Below are 16,443 nucleotides of genomic sequence, written 5' to 3'. Positions count from 1 at the left end.
TGACGACCTTTAGCGACGCCGACACGCCTTTATGTCATTCCCCATGAAAGCAGATGCCGAGGGTCCCGGCGATGCTTGTCGCGTAATCTGTCGAATCCCGCGCATGATTTGCCGTCCATCCGGCGAGCCGCACCGTCATCGGACACACATCGTGCGCACAATTCCTTTACATATTGTTTGCTGGGAGCTAACATTAGGAATCCGTGCGATGCCTATCGGCTGAGCAGGTTTACCGACGCAGTGTCGCAGGTGCGCCATGCAAAGCCGGCATGGTGCAGTCAAGTGAGAGAAAAAAGGAGAAGGGGGATCCACGAATGTTCGCGTTTCTCAAGCCGGCGCCGCCGTCGGCCAGCAAGGTGCCCCAGGGGCAGGTTCCTGGGAAATCAGGCAGTATAGGATCAGGGTCTTCCTGAGCATCTACATCGGCTATGCCGGCTACTACATCGTCCGTTCCAACTTCTCGGTGGCTTCACCCTACCTGAAGAAGAACTACGGTTTCACCACCGCCGACATCGGGCTGATCACCTTGTGCCTGGCTGTGTCCTGTGGCATCAGCAAATTCGTGATGGGCATGCTTTCCGACAAGTCCAACCCCCGGTTCTATATCGCAACCGGCCTGCTGGCTTCGGCATTTTTGAACCTGATCTTCGGAGCGACGGCCAGTAAGGGCGTCATGATGCTGCTGATGGTCCTGCTCGGCATCTTCCAGGGCATGGGCGCCCCAGCGGCTCACAAATCACTGTCCAATTGGTGGGCGGAGAAGGAGCGTGGCTCCTTCGTCTCCATGTGGAACACCTCCCACAACCTGGGGTCCGGAACCGTGGCCCCCATCGTCGGCTTCGCGCTCGCAGCGTTCGGCCCCCATATGTGGAAGAGCATCTTCTTCGTTCCTTCGGCCATCTCGATCATCATGGCCGTCCTGGTCGTCGTCCTTGGTGCGGACACTCCCGAATCAGTCGGTCTGCCGCCCATCCAGGAGTTCAAGGCGGAGGAATACAAGGGCGAGAAGATTGACAAGACCAAGCTACAGGCCCATTCCGATCTGTCGATCGCTCAGATCTTCATACGATACGTCGCGTCCAATCCGTATATCTGGGTTCTGGCCCTGTCCAACGCCTTTGTGTATATCGTGAGGTACGGCGTCCTGAACTGGATTCCGATCTACCTGAACGAGGCCAAGGGGTTCTCGCTGGCCCAGGCTCGCTCTTCCTTCGCTTTGTTCGAGTACGCGGCCATACCTGGCACGATTCTGATCGGTTGGATGAGCGATAGGTTCTTCCATGGCAAGCGCGCCGGCATCGCCGCGGCACTGATGGCCCTGCTCGGCGTCATCTTCCTCGGATACTGGGCGTCCAGCTCCTTGTGGGCCATCGATGTCGAGATCGCCCTGATGGGCATCTTCGTCTATGGGCCGCAGATGCTGATCGCCGCACTGACCATCGACCTGGCTCCCCGTTTCGCCATAGGAAGCACAACCGGTTTCGTCGGCCTGTTCGGCTACATCTTCGGCGAGGCGACCGCCTCCTACGGCATCGGCGCCCTGGTCGGCAAGAACGGTTGGAACATGGGCTTCGGCATCATCGCTGTCTCCGCCGTCTTCGGCATCATCTGCTTCCTGATCCTTACGCGTGCAGAGCGCTATAAGAAGGTCGAGGAGCCTGAGGTCGAAGGTATCGGCCGGTGAATCCCGCGGTCGGTAGGAATCGCTGATCCTGGCGTCCAATCATGGGGAACGGGGCCCGGGTGTCGCTCATGCGCCGCCCGGGCCCCGTCGTACCTGATTGATGGGTGTGGAGCGCAATAACGGCGGCCATTCGGGGTCTCCCTACCAATCGGCAGGCTTGCGTTACTGCCTCCGTCGGGGCGTCTGTCCTGATATGCGGTGCCACTTGTGCAATCCGTGCGACTGTTGTATATTTTCCGTAGAAGTACAAGGTTGTATGAAAATCATATGAAACCGGTTTTCGTTGGTTTCTGCCGGTTGAGACAACGTTGTACCAACCACAGTGCGGTTACCTCAGGGAAGGGCATCATGGCATCTCCATCCGTCTCCTCGATTCACCAGGCGCAGCTGGACGTGGAACCCCACTTCCGTCTGGCCTCGGTTCCCGACAGGCTCTTCGGCTCCTTTGTGGAGCATCTGGGCCGTTGCGTTTACACCGGCATATATGAGCCAGGCCATCCCAGCGCGGATGCCAACGGTTACCGTCAGGACGTGATGGACCTTGTCAGGGAGTTGGGTGTCAGCACCATCCGTTATCCAGGCGGCAACTTCGTCTCCGGATACCGCTGGCGGGATGGCGTGGGGCCGCGCGACCGTCGCCCGCGTCGTCTGGACCTGGCCTGGCACTCCACGGAGAGCAATCAGTTCGGTCTGCATGAGATGGCCGGCTGGCTCAAGGCGTTGGGGGGCAACGAGCTGATGGAGGCCGTCAACCTGGGTACACAAGGCACCCAGGAAGCGCTGGATCTGCTTGAATATTCCAATATCCCCTCCGGCACGGCCCTGTCTGATCTGCGTCGCCGCAACGGTGCCGAGGACCCTTTCAACATTCGTATGTGGTGTCTGGGCAACGAGATGGACGGCCCCTGGCAGCTGGGTCACCGGGATGCCGATGGTTATGCCCGTGTCGCGGCCATGACGGCGGCGGCGATGCGACAGATGGATCCGAGCGTCGAACTGGTGGTCTGCGGCTCCTCCAGCCATGATATGCCGACCTTCGGTGAATGGGAGCGTACGGTCCTGGAGCGCACCTATGACCAGGTGGATTTCGTCTCCTGCCACGCCTATTACCATCCGGTCGGTGGTGACATGGGTTCCTTCCTGGCCTCGGGCGTGGATATGGATGCCTTCATCCGCGACGTGATTTCGGTCATCGATGCCACCCGCGCCAGCCTTAAGAGCGACAGGCAGGTGAACATCTCCTTCGACGAATGGAACGTTTGGTATCAGGATGCGGAGCCATCCAGGCCGCCCATGGGCATCGGCAACTGGCCGCAGGCGCCCCGACTCCTGGAGGATGTCTACAGCCTGGCGGATGCGGTCGTCTTCGGTGATCTGCTGATCACCCTGCTCAAACATGCGGACCGGGTGCGCTCGGCTTCCCTGGCACAACTGGTGAATGTCATCGCTCCCATCATGACCGAGCCCGGCGGCCCCGCCTGGCGACAGACCACCTTCTACCCCTTCGCCTCCACGGCGCGGCTAGCCAGAGGGGGACAGGTCGTGGAGTCCCGTATGCGGGGCGACTCGTACGACACCGCCCGCTACGGCGATGTGCCCGACTTGGATTCGGTGGTCGTACGTCAGGACGACGGCTCCCTGTCCGTCTTCGTCGTCAACCGTTCCCAGACCCGACCCTATGATCTGACTCTGCGCCTCCCGATGAAGAGCGGTGCGGGCTATTCCCGGGTCGAAGCCCAGACCTTGCACGACGACGACATTCAGGCCAGCAACACGCTGGACCAACCCGACCGCGTCAAGCCGAGCCCTAACCCCACAGCCCGTCTGGAAGCCGCAGGCAGCCAAGCCAGCATCCACCTGCCACCCGTATCGTGGAGCGCCATCCATCTGTCGTGATAGCCGTGCAATAGGTTGAACGGCGCTGTCACAGGTAACCGTAGGAAGGGGGTCGAATACACGATTTGGCGGGGCGGTTGTGACCGCCCGTCCCATACTCAACATATATGGACAAGGAAGGTATACCGATGAAGAAATCGGCGAGGATTGCTTCAGCCTGCATCGCATGCCTGGCGATGTTGTCATTCAGCGCGTGCGGCGGACCGGGGCCTCAAGGCGGCAAAGGCGCCGGAGGGGCCGAGCAGATTCACAGCGACGCCAAGGCCAATGATGATGCCAAATGCCAGAATACGATCAAGAAAAAGGGCGTTGAGAAAGTCACGGTCTGGGCGTGGTATCCAGCCATGGAGAAAATGGTCGACAGGTTCAATGACCAGCATGATGATGTGCAGGTGTGCTGGACCAGGGCCGGCTCGGGGCAGACCCAGTACCAGAAGATCACCACGGCGGTCAAGGCTAAGTCCGGCTTGGCTGATGTCGTGCAGATCGAATACGACGTGCTCAGCCAATATGTGTCCGGTGTTGAAAAGCACTTGGTCGACTTGAATCAATTCGGGGCCGGCAAGCTCGCAGGGCAGTACACCAAGGGTGTGTGGAATTCCGTGAGCTTGGGCGGTGGTAAATCCATTTACGCCATACCCGTGGACCAGGGTCCTTTCGTCATGATGTACCGCAAGGACATCTTCGACAAATACGGCGTAAAAGTGCCCACCACCTGGCAGGAGTATGAGCAGGCGGGCAAGGAGCTGCGTCAGAATGGTTTCCAGGGGCACATTGGTAACTACGAGCCGAGCGGCAATGGCTCCAATGTCACGCTGATCGCACAGAACAAGGGCAAGGTCTATGATTACTCCGCTTCCGAACCCGACAAGCTGGGTGTCGATTTCACATCCAAGCAGTCTCAGGAGGTCATGGAGTACTGGCAGAAGCTTGCCAAGGAAGGTGTGGTCACGACTGACGATGCCTATACGGCCGAATGGTACAAGAAGATCGTAGACGGTTCATGGGCCACCGCTGTATGCGCCTCCTGGTTGGTGGGCAATGTACGTGGAGTCAGTGGCGCTGATTCGAGCGCTGATTGGAAGATTTCGAAGGCCCCGGTGTGGGATTCCTCGACTCCCAGCGTGAACTTCGGCGGTTCGTCATTGGCCGTGACCGACCAGGCGAAGGACACGAAGAAGGCGGCCAAGGTGGCCATGGAGTTCTTCGATGACCCGGCCATCCAGCAGACGGCCATCACTGAGAGCGGGCTCTTCCCCACATGGACGAAGGTCCTGAACTCCGACCGGTTCAAGAATATGACCGATCCCTTCTATGGTGACCAGAAGATAAACGAGGTCATCGCACCGGTGGCGCTTGCCTACAAGGGTTATGACTACCTGCCCTTCCAGCCCTACGCCTACGACGAGCAGACCAAGGTCTTCACCGAGATCGTGCGCAACGGTGCGGATGTGCCCAGCTCACTGCGCTCGCTGAACAAGACGCTCACCGATTACGCGACTCAGCAGGGATTCACGGTCCGGCGGTAGCGCTGGATTGGGGCCGGGAGCGCCTACTCCGCTTCCGGCCCTGGTTATGGAGGCAACTGTCATGTCATCAATCAGGTCGAAATCGACTTCCGTTCGTAAGCGGGCCGTGTCAAGGAAGGAGAACGCCTGGGGATGGTTCTTCACAGCGCCGTTCGCGGTGATTTTCCTGCTCTTCCTTGTCATCCCCCTTGCTTACGCCTTGTATGTTTCACTCTTCTCGTACACTCAGTTGAAAGGCACCGTATTCACTGGGCTCGGTAATTATGCGCGAGCCTTCCGCGACCCAATTTTCCTTTCCGGCATGGGCAGGGTCGTCATGTATGCAGTGGTCATGGTGCCTGTGCAGCTGCTGTTCGCCTTGGTTCTTGCCTTGGTTCTGGATGCCATCAAGACTCGTTTCGCCTCGTTCTCGCGTTTGGCTTTCTTCCTGCCGTATGCGATCCCGGTGGTGATCGGGGCGCTTATGTGGGGCTTCCTGTATTCCAAGCAGATGGGTCCGTTCACTTCGATCTTCGATGTGTTCGGGCTGAAAGCCCCGGCTTTTCTGAGCCCCAGCGGTATTTTCGGGTCCTTGGTCAACATCGTCACCTGGCAGTGGACAGGGTATTACATGGTCATTCTCTATTCGGCCCTGCAGTCCGTGCCGCCTGAGTTGTATGAGTCGGCCAGGCTAGACGGTGCTTCCGAAGTGCAGATTGCCATCAGGATCAAGACCCCCATCATCTCCAGTTCGCTGGTCATGGTCACGGTTTTCTCTCTGATCGGAACCCTGCAGTTCTACACGGAGCCGATGATTCTGCGCAACAATGTGCCATCGGTCATCCCCCCGGAATACGCGCCGAACATGTACGCACAGGCATTGGCCTTCAACTACAACCAGCTGAACTATTCGGCGACCGTCTCATTCGCCCTTGGGCTTTTGGTCGTGGTATTCAGCGTTGTGTTCATGCGGCTGACCAGGCACCAGTCGGGATTGGAGGATTGATATGAGTGCACGGACATCTCATGCCCGGGTCGTGGATGGCGGACGGATTCGCGGTTCTCATCGCTTGGCGTATGTGTTGTTGATCATCTGCTGTATATACTTCCTTTTTCCTGTCTGGTGGCTGCTGGTCGCCGCTACGAAGAGCAATGCGGGTCTATTCTCTGGCGCTCACGGTCCCATGTGGTTCGACAAGGACTTCGCATTGTGGGACAACATCAGGCAATTGAGCACCTACGAGGGCGGCATCTACTGGCGTTGGTTGCTTAACTCTCTCCTATATGCGGTCCTGGGTGGCATCGGGGCCACTGCCATTTCAGTGATGGCTGGTTATGGTTTCGCGAAGTTCCGTTTCCATGGCCGTAAGTTCTACTTTAATGTGGTGCTGGGTGCCCTGATGATTCCGACCACCGCTTTGGTTATTCCGACATTCATCCTGATGTCCCAGTTCGGCATGACCGATACCATTTGGGCGGTCCTGCTGCCTTCCCTCCTGTCCCCGTTCGGCACCTATCTGATGCGCATTTATTGCATGGGTTCCTTGCCGGATGAAATGATGGAGGCCGCGAGGGTGGATGGCGCGGGTGAGCTGCGGACTTTCTTCCAGGTCTCCTTGCCGATTATGACTCCGGCCATCACAACGGTCTTCCTGTTGTCTGTGGTGGGCTGCTGGAACAACTTCTTCCTTCCCTCGGTCGTGCTCTCCGATACCAAATTGTTCCCCATCACTGTCGGGTTGACGCAATGGCAGGTAAAATCGAACGCGGGTGCAGGGTCCGAGCAAGTGTGGAATCTCATCACTTCAGGAGCGTTGGTTTCTGTCATACCGCTTGTGTTGGCTTTTCTCTTCCTGCAGCGTTATTGGGTTGGAGGTCTGACAGCTGGCTCCGTGAAGGCCTGACTTGCCCCGCCGGTCCGCACCCGCGGACCGGCGGCGCATTGTTGAAGTATGAGGGCGCCCGTAGATGGAAGGTGAAAAGGTGATGATGCATGCGCAAGCGGGCAACGATCAGGGATGTGGCGCAGGAAGCGCATGTGTCGATAAAGACGGTGTCGAACGTCATCAATCATTCGGGCAGCATGAGGCCGCAGACCCGGAAGCGTGTGGAGCAAGCCATCGATCGGCTTGGATACTCGATTAATATGTCGGCGCGATTGCTGAAAACCGGCGGATCGCGCCTGTTGGGTTTGGCGACCTTCGATTTCACGCAGCCCTTTCCGGCCACTTTCGTCGACGCTGTGGTCAGGGCTGCCCGCAAGCGGGAATATGGTGTCGTCATTGACACATACGGGAGCGACGGTGCGGGCTTGCCCACGATTCTCAAGGAGATTCCGCAGCTCGGTGCTGATGGCTGGATTTTCTTGGTCGACCGGCCGGTTCGACCCATATCCGTCCTCGACCAGAATTATCCATTGGTTCTGGCAGGAGACTACATGTCCTTCGGCAAGGTCGACAGCGTCATGATGCCCAATGTGGCAGCGGTCAAATCCGTTGTGGGACGCCTGCTTGACGATGGTATGGAGCGCATAGGTCTTATCGGCGCACCGGATGGCGTGGACCGTCGGATCCTGTTCGAAGCCGAGGAGGGCGGCCGGCCCATGCGCACCCGGGGGTATGTCGAGGCCTTCGAGGAGCGGGGCATGAGGGTGGATTGGCGGATCATGGTCTCCGGTAATAAATGGATCAGCAGCGATGGTGAGCGGGCCATCAGTACGATGCTGGCCAATTCCGATCTGCCTGAGGCCATCGTCTGTCTTAATGATGCGCTTGCGTTCGGCGCCATGCATGAGCTGCAGCGTCGTGGTTTCAGGATTCCCGAAGATGTGCAGATCGTGGGCTTCGATAATGTGGCGGAAGGCAGATATTCCAATCCCGCGCTCACTACCATCGATCCGGATATCGATGATTTCGCCCAGCGCGCGGTCGCCATGCTGATTGAACGGATTGAAGGCCATCGTGGACCGGCGCGCCCGTATGTCACCGACTTTCAGCTCATTGAGCGTGCTTCCACCCAGCTGTTCAGCAGGCGGGGCTCATAACGCAGGCGTGCCGCCAAGTAGGATTTCTTCGCGCCGATCACCATGCCGTGGTGGCGACACAAGGTGTCAGCGGAATCATGGCCCGCACTCACCGGGCAAAGCGGAAACCGGCGCTCGGACTGCGTCATTCGTTTTCGCCCAGTGTATCCTGCTCCCTCTTTCCGGCCTGTTCATCTGTGATAGCTTGAGTCCACGGGAGTATCGAGGAGGTGGCCATGGTGTGTGGACGGTCCCGGAATCGGCCCATGGATGAGAACGGCCGTCCTCTGCCGACCTCGTCTTCGCGAATCTTCCGCACCCACATCAACGGCGCCGTTCTTGCTTTCTCCATGAATCCGGCACCGCGGAACGCTCCCATCCTCCTCTATCTGCATGGCGGACCCGGCGATGCCTGCATACCCCTGACCAAGCGCTATAACGCGGCTTTGGAGCGGCACTTCCGCTTCATCAACCTGGACCAACGCGGCTGTGGGCTCTCCTACTATCCTTTTCGTGGTCATGAGACCGTCAGCATCGGATCTATGCTGGCCGACGTCCATACATTCGTGGCGCGCCTGGTGCGCACTTATCCTGGTGCGCCGATCACCTTGTTGGGCCATTCGTGGGGCAGCGTGCTGGGTTTGGAGTTCGCGCGCCGCTGGCCCTCCCTGATCCGCCGCTTCATCGGGGTCGGCCAGGTCATCAGCATGCCGGCCAGCCACCAGGTGCGTTCGCACCCGTCTGCGGCCCCCCTGCCAGAGTGGGTCAGACGTATAGTGAGCAAGGAAAGCGACCTGGCGGATGTCCTCCTTTTGCTGGCTGAGATGGGTAGTACCGGCAGGCGTCGTGGCCTCTGCCAGGATGTGGATCGCATCCTGGCCTACCTGACCTCGCGTGACTATGGCTATGCGGGCCTGCGGGGCCTGCTCCTTGGCTCAAGTCAGTCGCACGACCGTTTGGACACCCAACTCGACCGGGTCGATTTCTCGTCAGTCAGGTCTTTCGGTGTACCTGTCATCTTCTTCGAAGGACGTCATGACAGGCATCTACCTTCACGCCTGGTGGACGAATACGCATCAGCTCTGACCAGCCCCCACGAGGTGGTCTGGTTCGAGCGGTCGGGCCATTGCCCCCAATGGGAGGAGCCGGGTCGTTTCAGTGCTGAGCTTTTTCGAGTCTGCGTGGAGCACTGAAGGGACACGCCGGAGAATCACTGGTATTCTGCGGATTCTAGATATCGTAAAAGGGTACGATTTGCCCTTTGGTGCTCTTCGGGGTAAGTTTATCTCTTGCTGCCGCTCAGCAGCAAGAAGTCTTCGCAGGTTTCTTGCAGCGGGGTGTGTAAGAGTGGTTTGAGAACTCAATAGTGTGTTTGTACTGCTTATATAGTTTTTTGATTGTCAGTCTGATGCCTGCCCGGCGCGTTGTGCGTTGGGTGCACGGGAGTGCTTGATTGGTGTCGGGTTTTTTGTGTGGGCCTGCCATGGGATCCTTTCGGGGGTTTGGTGGTTGGCTCGTTTTTTGTCAGTTTTGTAAGGGCTTTGATTGGCCTTTTCACGGTTTTTTGTGGAGGGTTCGATTCTGGCTCAGGATGAACGCTGGCGGCGTGCTTAACACATGCAAGTCGAACGGGATCCAAGCAGCTTGCTGTTTGGTGAGAGTGGCGAACGGGTGAGTAATGCGTGACCGACCTGCCCCATGCTCCGGAATAGCTCCTGGAAACGGGTGGTAATGCCGGATGTTCCGCATCATCGCATGGTGGTGTGGGAAAGATTTATCGGCATGGGATGGGGTCGCGTCCTATCAGCTTGTTGGTGGGGTAACGGCCCACCAAGGCTTCGACGGGTAGCCGGCCTGAGAGGGTGACCGGCCACATTGGGACTGAGATACGGCCCAGACTCCTACGGGAGGCAGCAGTGGGGAATATTGCACAATGGGCGCAAGCCTGATGCAGCGACGCCGCGTGCGGGATGACGGCCTTCGGGTTGTAAACCGCTTTTAGCAGGGGGCAAGCCTTCGGGTGAGTGTACCTGTTGAATAAGCGCCGGCTAACTACGTGCCAGCAGCCGCGGTAATACGTAGGGCGCAAGCGTTATCCGGATTTATTGGGCGTAAAGGGCTCGTAGGCGGCTTGTCGCGTCCGGTGTGAAAGTCCACTGCTTAACGGTGGATCGGCGCCGGGTACGGGCAGGCTGGAGTGCGGCAGGGGAGACTGGAATTCCCGGTGTAACGGTGGAATGTGTAGATATCGGGAAGAACACCGATGGCGAATGAACGTCTCTGGGCCGTCACTGCCGCTGAGGAGCGAAAGCGTGGGGAGCGAACAGGATTAGATACCCTGGTAGTCCACGCCGTAAACGGTGGATGCTGGATGTGGGGCCCGTTCCGCGGGTTCCGTGTCGGAGCTAACGCGTTAAGCATCCCGCCTGGGGAGTACGGCCGCAAGGCTAAAACTCAAAGAAATTGACGGGGGCCCGCACAAGCGGCGGAGCATGCGGATTAATTCGATGCAACGCGAAGAACCTTACCTGGGCTTGACATGTTCCCGACGGCCGCGGAGACGCGGCTTCCCTTCGGGGCGGGTTCACAGGTGGTGCATGGTCGTCGTCAGCTCGTGTCGTGAGATGTTGGGTTAAGTCCCGCAACGAGCGCAACCCTCGCCTCGTGTTGCCAGCGGGTCATGCCGGGAACTCACGAGGGACCGCCGGGGTTAACCCGGAGGAAGGTGGGGATGACGTCAGATCATCATGCCCCTTACGTCCAGGGCTTCACGCATGCTACAATGGCCGGTACAGCGGGATGCGACATGGCGACATGGAGCGGATCCCTGAAAACCGGTCTCAGTTCGGATCGGAGCCTGCAACCCGGCTCCGTGAAGGCGGAGTCGCTAGTAATCGCGGATCAGCAACGCCGCGGTGAATGCGTTCCCGGGCCTTGTACACACCGCCCGTCAAGTCATGAAAGTGGGTAGCGCCCGAAGCCGGTGGCCCAACCAGCCTAGCTGGGGGGAGCCGTCTAAGGTGGGACCCGTGATTGGGACTAAGTCGTAACAAGGTAGCCGTACCGGAAGGTGCGGCTGGATCACCTCCTTTCTACGGAGATTATGAAATCCCCTCCCCGTTCGGGTCTGGGGTCGTGGCCTGTGGCCGGTGCCGTGTGGTGCTGGTGCGTGGGCCGTTTCCACTGGTGCGGAAGCGATCATCTGACTGTTGTGGTGCAGGCATGCTGTTGGGTTCCCGGGCCGCTGTTCGCGGCGCCTGGGTGCCGTCCATGGCGCCGGTCCCCCTGTGGTGGGGTGTGCCGGGCGCGGTTGGTGCGGTGGTGGTTTGAGAACTGGATAGTGGACGCGAGCGATCATGGGCCTTTCGGGGTTCGTGGTTGCTGCATGATGTTCGCCGGGCCCTGTGAATGGGTCTGGTTGATCGTTTGATGTGTTTTGTTGTGATTGTGATTGTGTTGTGTGGTCGTCTGGTAGGCTATGGCGCCATGCCGGCGCGGTCGTCCCGGGTTCGTCCCGGGGTGGTTCGTGTCGCTGGTAAGGGCGTATGGTGGATGCCTTGGCAGACAGTACCGATGAAGGACGTGTGGGGCCGCGATAGGCCTCGGGGAGCCGCCGACAGGGCTTTGATCCGAGGATTTCCGAATGGGGCAACCCGCCACCCGTCATGGGGTGGCACCGCATTCGTGCGGGGGGTACGCAGGGAAGTGAAACATCTCAGTACCTGCAGGAGGAGATATTCCGTGAGTAGTGGCGAGCGAAAGCGGATGATGGCTAAACCCGTGCCGTGTGATACCCGTCGGGGGTTGCGGTATGGGTGTTGTGGGACGTTCCGTCCGGGTGCCGACGCGCCCGGCGGTGGTGATAAAACCGTGTGTGAGGCGAGCAGGATTGAATGCCTGGCCGTAGAGGGTGATGGCCCCGTAGCCGAACGCGCATGGTCCGCCGGTGGACGCTCCCGAGTAGCGCGGGACTCGTGGAATCCCGTGTGAATCCGCACCGACCGTGGTGTAAGCCTGAATATACCTGTCTGACCGATAGCGAACGAGTACCGTGAGGGAAAGGTGAAAAGCACCCCGGGAGGGGAGTGAAACAGTTTCTGAAACCGTGCGCTTACAAACCGTCGGAGCCTTTCGGGGTGACGGCGTGCCTATCGAAAAATGAGTCTGCGAGTCAGTGGTGCGTGGCGAGGCTAACCCGTGTGGGGCAGCCGTAGCGAAAGCGAGTCTGAAAAGGCGTTTGAGTCGCGTGCCCTGGACCCGAAGCGGGATGATCTAGCCCTGAGCAGGTTGAAGCGCGGGTAAGGCCGCGTGGAGGACCGAACCCACTTAGGTTGAAAACTGAGGGGATGACTTGGGGTTAGGGGTGAAAGGCCAATCAAATTCCGTGATAGCTGGTTCTCTCCGAAATGCATTTCGGTGCAGCGTCGCGTTGTGTGTCTGCCGGGGGTAGAGCTACCGGATGCCTGAGGGCCCTTGTGGGGTACCGAGGGCAGCCGAACTCCGAATACCGGTCAGGTGTATCGCGGCAGTGAGTCGGCGGGGGATAAGCTCCGTCGTCGAAAGGGAGACAGCCCAGACCGTCGTCTAAGGTCCCTAAGTGTGTGCTAAGTGGGAAAGGATGTGGAGTCGCATAGACAGCCAGGAGGTTGGCTCAGAAGCAGCCATCCTTGAAAGAGTGCGTAACAGCTCACTGGTCTAGTGGCTCCGCGCCGACAATGTAGCGGGGCTCAAGCACGCCACCGAAGACGCGGCAGCAGCCGTTCGGCTGTTGGGTAGGAGAGCGTTCCGCATGGGGTGAAGCGGCCGGGTGACCGTGTCGTGGACCGTGCGGAAGTGAGAATGCAGACATGAGTAGCGAAAGGCGGGTGACAATCCCGTCCGCTGGATGACCAAGGGTTCCAGGGCAACGTTCGTCGTCCCTGGGTGAGTCGGGTCCTAAGGCGAGGCCGACAGGCGTAGTCGAATGGATGAACGGGTCGATAGTCCCGTACCGATGCGAGCGCGTCAGGCTCGAACCGTTGAGGCCGTGTCTTTCACCGGCCCCGAGGCCGCTTTCGGGCGGCGGAGGGGCGGGTGGTTCATGGTGGATGCGGGGAGGGCAGCGCAGGAGTGACGCGATGGGAGAGCCGGGCCGCGGCGGTGGTAGTCCGTGGTCAAGCGTGCGGCGCGCCAGGCAGGCAAATCCGTCTGGCATGAGCGTGAGGCGTGATGATGGGGGGTCTTGTGCCCCGAATCCGGTGGTTCCCGTCGCCGAGAAAACCTTCGGCGTGAGTTCTCGCACCGCCCGTACCCCAAACCGACACAGGTGGTCAGGTAGAGCATACCAAAGCGATCGAGCGAATCCTGGTCAAGGAACTCGGCAAATTGCTCCCGTGCCTTCGGCATAAGGGAGACCCATGGCGGTGAAGGGGCTTGCCCCCGGAGCGGTTGTGGGTGGCACAGGCCAGGGGGTAGCGACTGTTTACCAAAAACACAGGTGCATGCGAAGGCGTAAGCCGCTGTATATGCACTGACGCCTGCCCGGTGCCGGAAGGTTAAGAGGATCCGTCATCCATTTCGGTGGTGAAGCGGTGAATTCAAGCCCCGGTAAACGGCGGTGGTAACTATAACCATCCTAAGGTAGCGAAATTCCTTGTCGGGTAAGTTCCGACCTGCACGAATGGCGTAACGACTTCCCCACTGTCTCGACCAGGAGCTCGGCGAAATTGCAGTACGAGTAAAGATGCTCGTTAAGCGCAGAAGGACGAAAAGACCCCGGGACCTTTACTATACCTTGGTATTGGTGTTAGGCAGCGACTGTGTAGGATAGGCGGGAGGCTTCGAAGCATGGGCGCCAGCCCGTGTGGAGCCGGAAATTGAAATACCGCTCTGTTGCTGTCTGGCTTCTAACCTCGGCCAGTGATCCTGGTCAGGGACAGTGCCTGGCGGGTAGTTTAACTGGGGCGGTTGCCTCCCAAAGAGTAACGGAGGCGCTCAACGGTCCCCTCAGCCCGGTTGGCAATCGGGTTTCGAGTGCAATCGCACAAGGGGGCTTGACTGCGAGAGCGACGGCTCGAGCAGGGACGAAAGTCGGAGATAGTGATCCGGTGCCGGCGTACGGACGCGGCATCGCTCAACGGATAAAAGGTACCCCGGGGATAACAGGCTGATCATTCCCAAGAGTCCATATCGACGGGATGGTTTGGCACCTCGATGTCGGCTCGTCGCATCCTGGGGCTGGAGCAGGTCCCAAGGGTTCGGCCGTTCGCCGATTAAAGCGGCACGCGAGCTGGGTTCAGAACGTCGTGAGACAGTTTGGTCTCTATCCTCTGCGCTCGTTGGAATCTTGAGGAGACCTGCCCATAGTACGAGAGGACCTGGGTGGACGAACCTCTGGTATGCCGGTTGTCGCGCCAGCGGCACGGCCGGTTGGCTACGTTCGGATGGGATAACCGCTGAAAGCATCTAAGCGGGAAGCCCCCTCCAAGATAAGGATTCCATGCGCCCTCCGGGGCGCGAGAGGCCCCATGTGGAACACGTGGTTGATAGGCCGGACGCGGACACCCCGCAAGGGGCGGAGCCGACCGGTACTAACGGCCGATGGCGACACTACACACCGCACCAACCCGAGGGTTGGGCCGGGGTGGCGTGGAGCCTACCGTTCAAGGGACGGCCGCGCACGCGGTCACGGTCCTTCACACGCATCCGATCATCAAGGAACATCATGCCCCACGCGTCCGCTAGCCGGTCCCCTGACCAGCACCATGGATCCCGCGGCCCGTCCGCGGGGGATAAGTGAATACAGGTTAAGTCTTTTTGCGGCGGCCATAGCCTGGGGGAGACGCCCGGTCCCATTCCGAACCCGGAAGCTAAGACCCAGCACGGCGATGGTACTGCACCCGGGAGGGTGTGGGAGAGTAGCACACCACCGCAAATCACACGTAAGGACGGGCCCGGAGAGCGAACGCTCCCCGGGCCCGCCCGCATACCACCACCACAAACACAGAGAATGGTGCCAGGTCACGGTGCAATGTGGCCTTCCTCCGCAGGAGGCGGGATCCTCTTAAGGATGGCCTAACCCATGCAATTCGAGTGGTGAATATACTTTATACGATCTGTGAAAGAATTGTTTGTCAATGTACCGCGTCTTCGTTTGAACCTACACCTTCCTAATAGATGAGAATACTGGCCTTTGCTGTCCGGTTGCTCATCAATCATGCCTATTTTCGGAGGTCCATACTGTCTTTGCGCTTCGACAGCATGTGACCCTACGGAGGGGTCATGCATGGGGTGAGCTTCGGCTTCAGAAGAGGCGTATTGATCGTCGAATACAAAAGGCAATAGGGCTCGGAACGCGTCTGTCGTAGGCCCTTATGTAGAGATTATGGTGAAGCGCGTCCTCCACAGTCGGAGTCTATTCTGAGCGATCGGGACGAAGCAATTACGGTGACGCGAGGCAAACATAGGTGGACAAGGAGGGCGTTCCCCACAGAGCGCAACTCCCCCAGGCGGATCTACTTTAGAGGATAATGGTCACTAAGAGGCGAGGGTTGGCATCAGTTGTAATACGATGACTGCAAGGGCCTGCGCGTAGCAGAGACAAGGGAGTTGGCATGAAGGTAATAGTCATAGGAGCCACAGGACGTGTGGGCAGGGCTACAGTGAGTCTGCTGACTAAACAGGGGGATGATGTGTTGGCATGCTCCCGAAGTGCAGACAAGATTTCTGCGACAGAACGGGTGCACCCTCTCGAATTGGACACTACCGGGCCACTTGCGACGATGGTCGAGGCTTTTAGCTCGTTCAAGGCAGATGCCGTCGTGTTCACGGCTGGGTCTCGCGGAGCGGATGTGATCCATGTTGATGCATTGGGGGCCATAAAAACAATCGAAGCGACCAAAGCTGCCGGTATCAAGCGGTATGTACTGTTGGGGGCACTATTCTCGGCAGATTTGGAGCGCTGGGATGAGCCTGAGGTCAAGAAGGTCATCAATCAGCTGCCTGACTATTATCCGGCCAAGTATTTCGCTGACGACCATCTGATGCATTCCGGTCTCGACTATACAATCGTGGAGCCGGGGTCCTTGGTTGAAGAGCCGGGCAAGGGACGGGTATCCACAAATCCATCGGAGGCCGGCCCCATCCCGATTGAGGATGTGGCGGCCATGCTGGCCGGCAGTCTGAAGGAATCAGCGAGCGTGGGTCGGATCTACCGGGTCATCCAAGGGGGAACACCGATTGAGCAGGCCCTGCGCTAAGAGCGGCTTGTACGATACAGTAGCTGAGCAATAAACGGGAGAGGGGCCATCCGGCAAACAGCCGGATGGCCCCTCTTCTGTATCCATTGGTGTACG

The 16,443-nt window shown here is 59.0% G+C and carries 8 protein-coding genes and 3 rRNA genes; all 11 read left to right on the top strand.

Annotation, left to right across the window (positions count from 1 at the left end):
* Positions 1-382 precede the first annotated feature (382 nt).
* The 11 genes from CRD59_RS02670 (at position 383) to CRD59_RS02620 (ending at position 16,347) form a co-directional block, all read left to right on the top strand.
* Positions 383-1,684 carry an MFS transporter gene (locus CRD59_RS02670; protein ID WP_113853054.1) on the top strand — a complete coding sequence of 434 codons (1,302 nt, stop codon included), beginning with the start codon at positions 383-385 and terminating at the stop codon, positions 1,682-1,684.
* Between the two features lie 348 nt (positions 1,685-2,032).
* Positions 2,033-3,580 carry an arabinosylfuranosidase ArfA gene (gene arfA, locus CRD59_RS02665; RefSeq protein ID WP_113853053.1) on the top strand — a complete coding sequence of 516 codons (1,548 nt, stop codon included), beginning with the start codon at positions 2,033-2,035 and terminating at the stop codon, positions 3,578-3,580.
* 176 nt (positions 3,581-3,756) lie between these two features.
* Positions 3,757-5,109, top strand: coding sequence for an ABC transporter substrate-binding protein (locus CRD59_RS02660; protein ID WP_161522265.1), 1,353 nt, complete (start codon positions 3,757-3,759; stop codon positions 5,107-5,109).
* A 61-nt stretch (positions 5,110-5,170) separates the two neighbouring features.
* Positions 5,171-6,094, top strand: a complete 924-nt coding sequence (locus CRD59_RS02655) for a carbohydrate ABC transporter permease (RefSeq protein WP_113853051.1) — start codon at positions 5,171-5,173, stop codon at positions 6,092-6,094.
* A 73-nt stretch (positions 6,095-6,167) separates the two neighbouring features.
* The gene (locus CRD59_RS02650) at positions 6,168-6,992 is read left to right on the top strand and encodes a carbohydrate ABC transporter permease (RefSeq protein WP_236632679.1); all 825 of its coding nucleotides are present in this window, start codon (positions 6,168-6,170) and stop codon (positions 6,990-6,992) included.
* Between the two features lie 89 nt (positions 6,993-7,081).
* The gene (locus CRD59_RS02645; protein WP_113853049.1) at positions 7,082-8,131 is read left to right on the top strand and encodes a LacI family DNA-binding transcriptional regulator; all 1,050 of its coding nucleotides are present in this window, start codon (positions 7,082-7,084) and stop codon (positions 8,129-8,131) included.
* Positions 8,132-8,376: 245 nt separating this feature from the next.
* The gene (locus CRD59_RS02640) at positions 8,377-9,303 is read left to right on the top strand and encodes an alpha/beta fold hydrolase (protein WP_161522264.1); all 927 of its coding nucleotides are present in this window, start codon (positions 8,377-8,379) and stop codon (positions 9,301-9,303) included.
* Between the two features lie 370 nt (positions 9,304-9,673).
* A 16S ribosomal RNA gene (locus CRD59_RS02635) occupies positions 9,674-11,202 on the top strand.
* Between the two features lie 433 nt (positions 11,203-11,635).
* Positions 11,636-14,702, top strand: a 23S ribosomal RNA gene (locus CRD59_RS02630).
* A gap of 204 nt (positions 14,703-14,906) precedes the next feature.
* Positions 14,907-15,023 (top strand): 5S ribosomal RNA (gene rrf / locus CRD59_RS02625).
* Together the 16S, 23S and 5S rRNA genes form the textbook arrangement of a ribosomal RNA operon.
* A gap of 679 nt (positions 15,024-15,702) precedes the next feature.
* A complete protein-coding gene (locus CRD59_RS02620) occupies positions 15,703-16,347 on the top strand; it encodes an NAD(P)H-binding protein (RefSeq protein ID WP_113853047.1) in 645 nt (214 codons plus the stop codon).
* Positions 16,348-16,443: the final 96 nt, after the last annotated feature.

It is taken from the genome of Bifidobacterium xylocopae, assembly GCF_003315615.1.
GTDB classification, from domain to species: Bacteria; Actinomycetota; Actinomycetes; order Actinomycetales; family Bifidobacteriaceae; genus Bombiscardovia; species Bombiscardovia xylocopae.
Note: the sequence above shows the minus strand (reverse complement) of the source record. Positions and strands in the feature narration are given on the sequence as shown.

Coding starts and splice junctions, on each gene's coding strand:
- CRD59_RS02640 (WP_161522264.1), top strand. CDS start 8,377: ATGGATGAGAACGGCCGTCCTCTGCCGACCTCGTCTTCGCGAATCTTC.
- arfA (WP_113853053.1), top strand. CDS start 2,033: ATGGCATCTCCATCCGTCTCCTCGATTCACCAGGCGCAGCTGGACGTG.
- CRD59_RS02645 (WP_113853049.1), top strand. CDS start 7,082: ATGCGCAAGCGGGCAACGATCAGGGATGTGGCGCAGGAAGCGCATGTG.
- CRD59_RS02655 (WP_113853051.1), top strand. CDS start 5,171: ATGTCATCAATCAGGTCGAAATCGACTTCCGTTCGTAAGCGGGCCGTG.
- CRD59_RS02660 (WP_161522265.1), top strand. CDS start 3,757: ATGTTGTCATTCAGCGCGTGCGGCGGACCGGGGCCTCAAGGCGGCAAA.
- CRD59_RS02620 (WP_113853047.1), top strand. CDS start 15,703: ATGAAGGTAATAGTCATAGGAGCCACAGGACGTGTGGGCAGGGCTACA.